The sequence below is a fragment of the Thermomonas sp. genome (assembly GCF_025993755.1).
In the GTDB taxonomy this organism is placed as follows: domain Bacteria; phylum Pseudomonadota; class Gammaproteobacteria; order Xanthomonadales; family Xanthomonadaceae; genus Thermomonas.
In genome coordinates, this window is record NZ_JAMQHN010000158.1 from 1 (window position 1) to 1,731 (window position 1,731).

The 1,731-nt window shown below is 64.9% G+C and carries 1 protein-coding gene and 1 pseudogene; both read right to left on the reverse strand.

Annotation, left to right across the window (positions count from 1 at the left end):
- Positions 1 to 195 (reverse strand): annotated as a pseudogene (locus tag Q0X16_RS11560) (hypothetical protein); the annotation flags it as partial.
- Positions 196 to 328: 133 nt separating this feature from the next.
- The coding region (locus Q0X16_RS11565; RefSeq protein ID WP_297834535.1) for a phage/plasmid primase, P4 family at positions 329 to 1,731 on the reverse strand (1,403 nt) is incomplete at its 5' end.

Below are 1,731 nucleotides of genomic sequence, written 5' to 3' on the forward strand. Positions count from 1 at the left end.
GTGCAGGCAGTCGATGCCGTCGCAGGACTGCTTGATCTCGGTGAGCCAGCGCTTGAAGCGCAGAAAGCGCATTCCGCCGCCTTCGAAGCGTTGCGGTTTGAAGCTCTCCGAGCCGCTGGTGATGTGGCCGGAGCTTTCGCTCAGCGCCCAGCCGGTGGTGGTGCCCAAGTCGAGGGCAAGAATGGTGGTGGTCATCGTCATTGCTCCATTTCTGCCGGGGAGTGACGGATGTGACGGGTTTGCCGGAAAGTCTCCATGACGTGTGCGCCCGCGCACGCGTGAGAGGTAAACCAGCAAACCTGTCAAATCCGTCACTCGCTCCGATTTCTTAGTCATCGCGGTAGGGGTAGGAATGGCCGTAGGGCTTGGGTCGCAGAGCAATTCCCGCGATACCGCGCGCACCTCCGGTCAGCCGACACTTCTCGAATTTGCGGGTCGTCATCAGCTCCGAAAAACGCTTCACCGAGCCCACGTATTCGCCCGCACGCTCGGCCCATTCCCGCCAGTCGGAAAACAGCTCGGACACGCCTTCGCGGTGGGTGTTGGCGAGCAGGCAGCGCTCGTCGATCCATTGCCCGACGGCGTCCTCGGCCTCGAAATACTCGTCGGTTGCGGCCTGCACGCAGACGGGCGGATTCAGTCCTTCGCGCTGCCACGCAAGACAACCGGTCACGGCCCACGCCAGAATTCCATCGCGTTCGGCGAGCAGTTTTTCGGTCAGGCGGCCATCGCGCTTTTCCGGCGGGATCGTCACCGTGAACGGGATCAGGTGCATCCGCCTGCGCATCGCCTCGTCGATGTTGCGAATGGCGGGCTTGTGGTTGCCGACAATCACTGGCTTGAACTGCGGCGTGTACTCGAAGAAGTCCTGACGCATGAAGCGCGCGGAAATCTTGTCGCCGCCGGTGATCGCCTTGACCTTGGATTCGTTCCAGCGCCGCCCCTGTTCGGTTTCGATGGCCGAGACGAAACGTGCGCCGCGCAGCCCGGCCAGATCGGTCGGATGGCGGTCGCCGCGCGTTTCGACGAAGGTGTCCATCGGCGCGGTGGAGGCGTAGTCGCCCAGGATGGTGGCGACCACATTGGCGAACACGCTTTTGCCGTTGGCCCCGGTGCCGTACAGGAAGAACAGCGCGTGGGCACTGGTCACGCCGGTCAGGCAGTAGCCGACCATCCGCTGCAGGTAGGACTGCAGATCAGCATCGCCGCCGGTGATGTCGGATAGGAAAGACGTCCATTGCGGGCATTCGCCTTTGGGCGTGGCCGTGGTGATCTTGGTCATCCGGTCGACGCGCTCGTGCGGACGCTGCCTGCCGGTTCTGAGATCGACCACGCCGCCCGGGGTGTTGAGCAGCCACGGATCGGCATCCCATTCGTCGGTAGTGGCTGCGTGCCTGCGGTCGGCGCGCGCCAGCCGTTCCACGCCACTGACCGTTCCCGAACTGGCCAGCTTGGCAGCAACCTTGGGGCTTTCGGCACGCACAGCGGCTTGACGGCAGACGCTGCGGATCAGGTCGGTGGCTGCCAGCGTGTCCTCGGTGCGCCAGCGTTGCCCGTCCCACACCAGCCAGCGGCCCCAAGCGGCCACGTAGCGCCAGTCGCGGTGGTAGCGGCGGGTGAAGGCCAGCGCCAGCGCGTCCTCCGTGCCCCACACTGATTCGTCGCTGCCGACCACCGGCTCATCCACATCGGCCAGGTCGTGCATCTGCATGCGCGGGCCGTGGGTGAGGA